The sequence below is a fragment of the Pedobacter psychrodurus genome (assembly GCF_032678585.1).
Lineage (GTDB): Bacteria > Bacteroidota > Bacteroidia > Sphingobacteriales > Sphingobacteriaceae > Pedobacter > Pedobacter psychrodurus_A.
This window is the reverse complement of sequence record NZ_JAVTSN010000004.1, coordinates 216,325-225,900: the sequence shown is the minus strand read 5'-3', so window position 1 is coordinate 225,900 and position 9,576 is coordinate 216,325. Positions and strand designations below refer to the sequence as shown.

At 43.1% G+C, this 9,576-nt stretch carries 7 protein-coding genes and 1 pseudogene; 1 reads left to right on the top strand and 7 read right to left on the bottom strand.

The window, feature by feature from the left end; translation table 11 throughout:
* On the bottom strand, positions 1-190 hold a 190-nt coding region (locus R2S57_RS04470), incomplete at its 3' end, for a DDE-type integrase/transposase/recombinase (protein WP_410479063.1).
* A gap of 140 nt (positions 191-330) precedes the next feature.
* Between R2S57_RS04470 and R2S57_RS04465 the strand changes: the two genes are divergently transcribed.
* Positions 331-1,179: a TlpA disulfide reductase family protein gene (locus R2S57_RS04465; protein WP_316843908.1), complete on the top strand. Its 849-nt coding sequence runs from the start codon at positions 331-333 to the stop codon at positions 1,177-1,179.
* A gap of 1,989 nt (positions 1,180-3,168) precedes the next feature.
* Here R2S57_RS04465 and R2S57_RS04460 read toward each other — a convergent pair.
* From R2S57_RS04460 to R2S57_RS04435, 6 genes and pseudogenes are all read right to left on the bottom strand, one after another.
* Positions 3,169-3,588, bottom strand: a complete 420-nt coding sequence (locus R2S57_RS04460) for a LysM domain-containing protein (RefSeq protein ID WP_316843907.1) — start codon at positions 3,586-3,588, stop codon at positions 3,169-3,171.
* A 10-nt stretch (positions 3,589-3,598) separates the two neighbouring features.
* Positions 3,599-5,311 carry a WG repeat-containing protein gene (locus R2S57_RS04455; protein ID WP_316843906.1) on the bottom strand — a complete coding sequence of 571 codons (1,713 nt, stop codon included), beginning with the start codon at positions 5,309-5,311 and terminating at the stop codon, positions 3,599-3,601.
* A 94-nt stretch (positions 5,312-5,405) separates the two neighbouring features.
* Positions 5,406-5,579, bottom strand: a complete 174-nt coding sequence (locus R2S57_RS04450) for a hypothetical protein (protein ID WP_316843905.1) — start codon at positions 5,577-5,579, stop codon at positions 5,406-5,408.
* Positions 5,580-5,600: 21 nt separating this feature from the next.
* Positions 5,601-5,942, bottom strand: a pseudogene (locus tag R2S57_RS04445) (lipid-binding SYLF domain-containing protein); the annotation flags it as partial.
* A 12-nt stretch (positions 5,943-5,954) separates the two neighbouring features.
* Entirely contained in the window at positions 5,955-6,143 is a 189-nt protein-coding gene (locus tag R2S57_RS04440; RefSeq protein ID WP_316843904.1) for a lipid-binding SYLF domain-containing protein, read from the bottom strand.
* Positions 6,144-6,240: 97 nt separating this feature from the next.
* Positions 6,241-9,534 carry a TonB-dependent receptor gene (locus R2S57_RS04435; protein WP_316843903.1) on the bottom strand — a complete coding sequence of 1,098 codons (3,294 nt, stop codon included), beginning with the start codon at positions 9,532-9,534 and terminating at the stop codon, positions 6,241-6,243.
* Positions 9,535-9,576 lie beyond the last annotated feature (42 nt).

The following is a 9,576-nucleotide window of genomic DNA, read 5'->3' as shown; positions in this document are numbered from 1 at the left end:
TTTCCTCTAATACTTCAGTGCACCAGGCTGCATCCATGGTATTGGAAATACTCCAATTTAAGATATACCTGCTTTTGACATCAATAACAGCCATCATATACATAAACCCTTTTTTCATAGGGATATAAGTGATGTCAGTTTGCCATACCTGATTTACCCGTCTTATGACAAGACTGGTCAGATTATACAATTTGAACGGACGGAAGAAGGCCGCAAGAATACTCGCAGAGGAAACATTGAAAATACCCGTCAAGGTTGAATCAGCAGAAGTATTAAATATTAAGAATTATCTTTACGAATACTTAAATCCACAACAACCGTAATACTAACATGAAAGTGAAGCAAAAAATTTTAGTGGTCATATTATCGATAATACTCGAGATGGCCATCTCACCCTTGAGACTTTTCGGCCTTGGTTACAGTACCGTAATCGGTTTGTTCTGTTATTTCATATTCGTATTACTGATATGGCGTTTGAATAAATCCAAATTGCCCGTAAAGGGTATTGCTTTTCATGCCGCAATGGGAATTTTACTTATCCAGCTGCCAATCCGCGTCTTTTCTTTTAGCACATCTTTATCGACATTACCAGATATGCTTTTTCATATTCTTGGCACTGTCACGGCATATATTTATATATGCTCTCTTCGCACCGGAAAAATCGCAGTGCTGATCTCATCTTTTTTAATCACTTTTTGGATGGTAAAATTCGGGTACCCACTGTGGCAAAACCTGATGAACTACAATAGTTTGGACGGAAAAGTATCGGAAAGTAATAAGATGACTGTTACTGGTTATGAACGTAATGGTGCATTATTGACAACAACTGAGCTGAAATCGGATTACATAATGTTGGACTATTGGTTTTCCGGATGCAAACCATGTTTTGATGAGTTCCCAAAATTCCAGAAGGCATATGACAATCCGCGTTACAAAGGTAGAGTAAATATTATGGCCGTTAATATACCAATGAAAAGTGATACGATCAATCAAGCCTTCCAAGCATTGGAATCCAGAAATTATACCTTTAAAAACATAATCGAGAAGAAGACAAATAACGCCGGTCTGGTAGAAGTCAAAATCTGTCCAACAACTATAATCCTTGATAGGAACCGTAGGATTATCTTTATGGGAGAACTTAAGAATGCAGAGAAATATCTGGAGGAATTGCTTGATTGACATTTATAGCGCAGTCGGACATAAATTCAGGGGTTAACTCATTAATTTGATTATCCCCTTTTTAATGTGATGACGCATGGAAGTCAATAATGAAGATTTAATAAACCTCCCCCTGTCAGGGACAGACGCGGCATCCTTTTGGAACAAAAGACATGAGCAAATGGCCCGGCCCGCAGGGGACAGCCAAAATAAAAAACCTGAAAACACTAAAAAATTTAACCTTCCTAAAAACAGCCGAACAATACCAAAAGGATAAATCAAATTAACCATAACTATAACAGACACCAACTGTACCAAACAGAATTACCAGGCTAGTTCCTTTTTTTCGCCCCCTCCTCACCTCCTCCTATCCCTCCACCGCATAAAATCCTCAAAACCTTTCCTCCTTTTACTTCTTCTATCCCTCTTCAAAAAAAAATAGCAGCCACAAAAAGCACCCAACAGCCCTTAGCCAACAGCACCAACAAAACCGAAACCGAATACCTGGCCCCAGGCGCCCCGACCATACAGCAGAAGCTAATAAAAACAGTCAGTATAAATTTTCCAAACCAGTTCATAACAGATCATTAACCTGAACCGATCAGCAGACAAGCCCCAAATCAATCCAGCCAAACAAAATAAGCAACCGAAAATAAAACCTAACACCACCGTGGCCAAACAGAGAGTTACCTTGGCGAAACGACCATTAAGCACCTTAAAATAAATTTGACAACACAAATAGCCCCTTCCTGTCAGGGACAGACGCGCCATCTTTTCTTAACAAAAGACATGAGCAGATGGCCCGGCACACAGGAAAACAGCCAAAACAAAAAACATATAAAATCAATCTTGGTACCAAATCAACAATGCAGAACCGACACCCCTGCCAGCGATAAACGCCGCCTCATTCCGGAACAAAAAATATAGCAGATGCCCAGCCCAGCCAAAAAAGAAAGCTCATTAAAAAAAAGCAACCATAAAACCCTATGGTTAACTGCCAGGCTTTGGAGAAGCGACCGGATGTTCCCCTGATTTGAGGCCTTATAAACAATATTCATCATTGCCTTATAAATAATTAAAAATTGGCGGAAAGGGGCCAAATCGGTATATCCAGACAGCCCGCCTATAACAGAAATGGCCTGTAAGAAAATCTTATAGGCCATTTTAAATTATATTAAAAACCTATTATTCAAAAAGACTGGAATAACTGGATTTATTATGCTTGATCTTGGTCTCGTTATGACCGATATATTTACACGAATCTTTGGTAATATATTCTGGCGCTCCGCGCCTTCGTTACTGAACGAGCGGGGAATATAGTTTACTGCTACTTGCAACTCTATCCTCCAAATAATCGTGTTTCTGTCTGCTTATCCCAAACATTACTTTCGCATTTGCTTCTGAAACAATCCCTCCCCATACATATCGCATGCGGCCTACTGTCTGCTCAAAGTTTGACCTTTGAGAGCGGGTATGGTGGTTACTCCGTTCCATAATTCTGTTTTACGTTGAACTTAGATTCCTGCTGTACACAGGGAATTGACTGATATCAATCGGAACTTTGATACTTTCAGATTAGTCTGGTATTCCGCACCTTTTGGTGATAGCGTAATTTGTCCCTTTCGCTATTTCGCAACTCCGATGATTCAGACACAGGTTTCTCTCGTAATCTTATTCAACTTTGCTCGATGGGGTTCCAGATCGGACTTCCGGTTACCACCTTTTATCCCAAGCTTGCACAAATGTAATCGTTAGGCCACGTCCATGTGGGCTAAGCTTTCATCCCGATACCTGGGAGATTGAAATCGCACCAATACAGAACTATAGTTAAACGCATCATTGCGTTCTACACTTTCCTGCTGTCTTAGCAGTTCCGGTGTAAACGGATCGCAGACCAAAAGTGGTGAAGTGCCACTTTTAGTGAAATCTCCAATAGTTCGCTGGGATTTACTCTATGTTTTTTTTATCTCGCATTTCTACTAAGCCCAAGAGTAAATCCTAATCCACCTATTAATAAATACGGTCCCATAATTTATGTATTGCATCAAACCCCTCTGATAACAGTGGCGCATCTATTTTTTTTGTAGAAAGTGCCGTGGGCACATCTGCTCTTTTGGCCTGTTTAGGCATTACGGAAGGAAGTCGGCCAATGCTTTTTTTGTCAACCCTTTGAATTGGTCTAGTTGCAGCAATGGGCCATCTAAGTACATCACCGAGATGTAATTCTTTATTGTCGTTTTCATCCATCAGCATCTTGACATCAATTCCGTAACGTCTGGCGACGTTGTAATAATTGTCATTTCCCCCCAGTGTATGATACTGATATTTCTTGGTTTCCTGAGCTTTGGATGGAACAGTTACGTTCAAGCATACAAAAAAAACAATGGCAGGAGAAATTATTTTTAAAAATCTATTTAGGCGAATATCCATACTGATAAATTTAATTATAACCGGTTGTGTCCACTGCAACGCTGTCCTCACTTAAGTCTATATCTACTGAATCCTCTTGAATACTTGAGGAAAGGGACTGGAGATACTTCTGGATCGGAGTTTTTAAGTTTAAAATCATTACTATGACACGATCTTCACGGTCACAGCTCAAAATCACCCTATTGCTTTTTCCTTCAAAAATGCTGGTATATTTTTTACCATCATATCCCCTGCTCAGTAACCGGTATTGTGCAAGCTTCTTTTCAAACGCTTTGACAACTGTTTCTGCTTTTTTGGAATTTATCCAAGAAAGGGTAAAGTAGTAAGCAAAAGCATCGGGCTTAGCTTGTTTAATATCAATATTCTCATCCTCTGTGATCATTGCGACACCATACGCAGCGGCGTTGGTTACCTGTTTTTTTTCATAAAGTAGCGTTGGAAAATGTTTTTCCAGATGAAGCGGCTGAATTTTAAATCTTGATAGTATAGTCCCATAAGTGTCACTAAAAGTGCAACCTTCGGGTTTTTCAAAATTCACAACACTGATAATCTTGTCCAAATCGAGGTAATCCGTTCTGATCCAGCCTGAAATACTGTGCTCTCTGTTAAAGAAATCAACGCCTTTAAATAAATATGCGAATAAATCGTCGGCAGGCTCAAATCCTTCCTTCGGCTGTAATATGTAGCTCCCTTTTTGATCAATCATCCCCAACTTCCCTCCCGACTTAACGAACGCAACCTTCCCAATAAACGAGGTGCAGCCATCAAACTGCGGGTTTACAAGGATTTTGCCTTCATGATCAGCAAGCCCCCATTTACCGCTCATCATTACCGTCATTATATCAGAATTATCACTTGCCCCTACCTCATCAAATTCGGCATTTACAATAATATTTCCCTTCAGGTCGCACCAGCCTGTCTTGTTGTTTTCGGTAAACAGAAAGCGGTTTTTTAAAAGTATGATTTTGTCGTATTTGGGAGAAATCAGGTAGGCTCCGGATTTATTGATAATGCCTGCTTTTCCGTTCACCATTACCATGGCAAGATCCCCTACAAAGTCATCGGCCAGATCAAACCTGAAACCGGTTATGTTTTTTCCGGTGGGATCAATATATCCCCATTTTTTATTTTTTCCTTCAACTGCGCAAAGTCCGCTATGAAAAGATTGTCCGCTAACAAACTGTGGCTTAATTGCTATCTCTCCGTTAACATCTACGAATCCAAATCTGCCTGGTCCGTCGCCTTCTACGTAGTATCCGGCTAACCTCTCTGAAAAAACATGTACTTGATAGGCACTGGGAAATTTGAACTTCAGACTACCGTCCTTGGTTATAGCCATGGGTGGAGAGTTCTCCTTTGTTACCCATGCCAGGCCATCGCCAAATGGTGTAGCACTTTGGTATATTGGTTTTATAACTATTTTCCCTGTTTTATCAATATATCCCCACTTCCCTTCCAGTCCCATCATCTGCACTAAGGCCAAGCCGTCCCGAAAGACTGTGGCTTCGGCAAACTGTGGTGTAATTGCAATTTTTCCTTCCTGGTCGAGATAACCACTTTTGTTTTCTTTATCGACGAAAGGAATAAGCGATATGGAATCAGATTGGCTAAAAAAATTGCAACTTGAAAATATACCCGTGGTAAACAGAATTAAGAGCGTGCGTTTCATATATTTTTTATGGACTAACGAATATAAAAAAAATAAGAATGTTTTATCTTTCAAATTATTAACAATCAACAAATAAGGCTTTTCCGTAAATCAGCCCCTACTTCACCTCCTTCTATTCCTTAACCGCATAAAATCTCAAACCTCCTTCCTATTCGTACTTTTCGTTATTCTTCAAGGTAACAACCCCTTGCTTATAAGTATAGCTTAACCCTTTCAGTGTTTCAAGATAAGTCTTATTCTTGCTGGTCATCGCCTGATAGGTCTGTGCATAGCCTGAAAAGCCTGCAATTGCCAATAGTAAAACTAAAATGATTTTCTTCATGATCTAAAAATAATAATTCAATTACTTCATTTTGGTAATCGCAGCTTTAAGTTCTCCTATTTCATCATCAGGATCCCCACCGGAAGCAAAAATTTCCGCAACATCCATATCTTTGCCATATACTACAGCATTTGCAGCCGCATCAATCTCAAGCGATGCGCCATTTACCGAGAGCCCTGCAAAAAGCCCCTTGCTACGGGAATAGGAATACACCTCGGCATCGAGTTTGTAGTCTGTATTCACTGCAGAACTCCGTCCCAGGGGACCTGCCGCAATAGAAAGATCACCACCAAGGGTAAAGCTGCTTTTCTTGATCGCAGTCAGACTATTGGCATGGGTAAAAACAAGCACAAGATCAGTCGACTGTACACCCGCCTAAAGACCAACACTTCCGCCGGTAATGGTTACAAATACAGGATTACCCCAGGAGCCGTCTGCCCTTTTCACCATAGCAATGCCCCTTCCACGTTTTGCTCCGATCACAAAACCTGCATTAATCAGCTTTGGAACAATAACAATGCCCTGGGCAAGCTCAAGAAGTCTTGAGGGAATAGATTCTTTCATTTTCCCAAAACTGGAAAGGATCTGCGTTGAAGCCAGTATTCTTTTTTGCTCTCTTTTGGTCTTAACCGTTCCAGCTTGGGCCGGAACGGTTATGAATTTAAAAAGTATACCTTGCCCCAATCTGCATCTGCCACCTGGAGGCCAGTGGGTCAACAGAATAAGGCACTCCCGGGTTCACAAACTGATACAAAGGATAACCCTGTGATGATCTGGCAGGAATATAAGGGATTAATCCTACGCTTGAGGTGGAATTATAAGTATTTGGGGAGAAATACACTTTACCCCAATTCTTGTCGATTAGGTTAGTTAAGTTCATAATGTCTACGCTGACGGTAAGCGTCTTTAGTTTTGATGCGTCCTTATCGGTATTAAAGTTGATGTCCTGCGCGAAGTGAAAGTCGGCATTATTATTCCATGGGGTACGTGCCGCGTTCCGCTCTGTAAAGCCGCCCCTTCTCGAACTCAGGTACTTATTGTTGTCAATAAACTTGTCAAAAGCATCGGCCTGCTGCTGCACGGTCTGCGTTGGCGTGGCCGCAAAGAAATTGGCCGATTCGCCTTTTGCCGGGATATAAGCCAGTCCGATCTGCTGTGGCGTGTTTTGCGGTGTGTAATTTACAAATCCGTACGTATACGGGCTGCCCGACTGCGCCGTAACGAACAAGGAAAAACTGCTTACCCACATTTTATCCCATGCTTTTCTATAGTTTGCACTCACCACAATCCGGTTACGAATGTCAAAGTTAGAGTTTGCCAGTTGCGGATCGTTAGGATTCAGGGCCTGGTTCAACTGCCAGTTGGACTCAAAGGAGTTTCTTATCCCATTGGATACATCTTTGGATTTACCATAAGTATAGGCTGCTGTGAACCCAAAGCCGTTATCAAAGTTCTTGGCTACCTGCCCGGTGATGCTGTACCTGTATCCCTGCGAGGTGTTTGACATTTCATAGGCATTGGCAAACTGCGGGTTTCTGGAATTCTGACCCGGGAAGATGGGCTGCTTCCTTTGCGTAGCGGCTGTATCATACGCAAAATAAGTCGGGTTATCGGTTAAGTTAACCTGCCTGAAAATTACGTCTTTTATGGTTTTGGTATAGATGCCCTCTACCGTATATTTAAAGCCTGCCTGGTCCTTATAATCGAGCGCCAGGCTCCCCCTCAACACTTTGGGCATAGTAAAATTATTATCAACCGCGTCCACTTGTGTTTTACCGGCGTTAACATCGTTGGTGATCTGGCCGTTTTGACCAGCGAAGCCGCCTATGCCTGTACCCGGTTGATGTTTAAGCGGGTTACCGTTGAAAACATATGGCGGGTTACCATCCGTTTTCTGATCATAAGATCCGTATGTATTGCCATTGTTGTAGAACGCGTAACCTAACCAGGCAAAAGGTATGCGTGAGGTAAACATGCCTAAACCACCGCGCAGCACCAGGCTTTGATCGCCCCTGGCATCAAAGCGAAAACCGATCCTCGGCGAAACCTGAATTTTACCCAGGTAGTTCCCAGTGATCTGGTTGAGCGGGGTGTAGGTGTAAGTAGTACCGAAATTGGGGTCTGTAAATGCGTTGGTAGTTTTGTCACTTAATATCTGTTTGGTTGGTACATCCTGATAATCAAACCTGATGCCGGGCGTAAACCTGAACTTTTCCGTTACCTGGATCTCATCCTGTACGTAGGCACTATAAAAATTGATGTTGAACTTTGCTCCCGGGTTGGCCAGAATATAGTCGCGGCTGTTATTGGTATAGTTGTAGCTGCCCTGCACCCGTTCGGGGTTATTGTTTAAAAAGTCGCCTATGCTTTCGTAGGTTACCCTGCCGTTCCAGGCGTTTACAAAGCCGTAGTTGATCTTATAAAGCTCGTTATGGGTACCAACAGTAAGCGTATGCTTACCTAAGTTCCACATCAGGTTATCGGTCAGCTCAATGGTGCTTTGCTTCATATTGAAGATGGATGCCTCCCTGTCGGTACCAAAGAAGATGGTACTACCCGGCGTGTTACCTACTATCTGTACCTGCGGGAAAGAGGGGTCGCTGGTTGGCGTGCGGTAATCATGAATATTGGTATACCCTACTACTGCATTGTTTGAAAAATTATTATTGAACCTTGTTTTCAGTTCGGCTACGGTGGAGTTCTGGTTGTTGTTCTGTTTATAGGCGATGCTGCCGAAACGGAAATCAAACTGGTCCCTTTCCATATTGATGGCATCCGAGCGGATATAGTTGTTACGGATAGCCAGCTGGTTCTTGTCGTTGATGTTCCAGTCCAATCTGTTAAAGAACTTGATGGAGTTGGAGCTGGAGTTATACTGCCCCGCCGTGCCCGGGTCGAAGTTATAGTTCTTAATAGAGTAGTCGATGATGTTCTGCGCGTCCTGTTTGCTCAGGATACCTATTGTTGCCGGGCTGCCTGCTACCTGCAGTACAGGGTCCCTTCTGCGAGTTATCTCTTCGTTGGTAAAAAAGAACAGTTTGTTTTTGATCAGCGGGAAACCTACGCGGAAACCGGTCTGGTAATCATAAAACGCCGACGGCAGTTTTTTGTTAAGCTCTGTACCGGTATTGTCGGGGCCTACCAATGTGGCGTTACGGCCGAAACCATAAACTGAGCCATGCACATCGTTGGTACCTGAACGGCTAACGGCGTTAATACTACCACCGGTAAAGTTACCGATCTTCACATCATAGGGTGCAATATAAACCTGTATGGCTTCTATCGCGTCTAATGAAACGGGGTTGGTACGGGTTGAGGAACCCGGCATGCCCGATGAACCGGTTTGCCCCCCTGCTGATGGGCTAAAACCGATCGCATCGTTATTGACAGCGCCGTCTATCGTTACGTTATTATACCTGAAGTTGGTTCCGGCAAATGAGTTGTCTTTAGAACCCTGCGGTACCAGTTTGGTCACATCGGTTATACTGCGGCTTATCGTAGGCTGGTTCCTGATCTGATCGCGGGAGATGTTTTGGCCCGCGCCGTAGTTATTCGCTTTCGGGCTGCTTTTGGTGGCTTTTACCACTACCTCGCTTAGTGCTTTGGTATTATCCGTCAGCACAAAGTTCAGTGTCAGCGGGTCGCCCAGGCTAATCTGCTGAATCGTCCTGTTTTCCGTGTTCATGCTCAGGAATTTCACCTCGATGGTATACGGCCCGCCTACACGTAATCCGGGCAGGTTATAGCGCCCGTCGTTACCTGTTGCTGTAGCATACCGTGTGCCTGAGGCGGTATGCACCGCTGTTACCGTTACGCCCGGCAGGGGCTGCTTCGTCGCGTCCAGTACCTGCCCCCGCAAACCGCCGCTTGTTTCCTGGGCATACACCTTAGTACCTGCAATGCAAACTAATATGCAAAGCATGGCCTGTATGAAATATTTTTTTACGTTTTTCATCTCTTGAATATAATTTTCCGTGTTTGGCCGGATAGTTTTAGC